The 267-nt window shown below is 65.5% G+C and carries 1 protein-coding gene; it reads left to right on the top strand.

Annotated features, from left to right (window positions below; genetic code table 11):
• A partial coding sequence (locus R0J92_RS23400) for a sigma 54-interacting transcriptional regulator (RefSeq protein WP_411053436.1) occupies nucleotides 1–267 on the top strand: 267 nt, incomplete at both ends.

Genomic DNA, 267 nt, shown 5'->3' with positions numbered 1-267 from the left:
GGCAAGGAGATTGCGGCGCGCACGCTGCATTCGCTGTCTGACTGGGCCGAACAGCCCTTTGTTGCCGTCAACTGCGCCGGCCTGTCGCCGGATCGGCTGGCGGGGGAATTGTTTGGCGTGATCGATGCGCAGGACCGCCGTCGCGACGGGCTGTTCCTGCATGCCGATTGCGGCACGCTGTTCCTTGATGAAGTGGCGCAGATGCCCGAACAGGTGCAGGCGGCGCTGTTGCGTGTGCTGGAGGATCAGAAGGTGCGCCCGGTGGGA

This window comes from Tritonibacter sp. SIMBA_163, assembly GCF_046535935.1.
GTDB classification, from domain to species: domain Bacteria; phylum Pseudomonadota; class Alphaproteobacteria; order Rhodobacterales; family Rhodobacteraceae; genus Epibacterium; species Epibacterium scottomollicae.
This window is presented reverse-complemented; position numbering and strand designations above follow the sequence as displayed.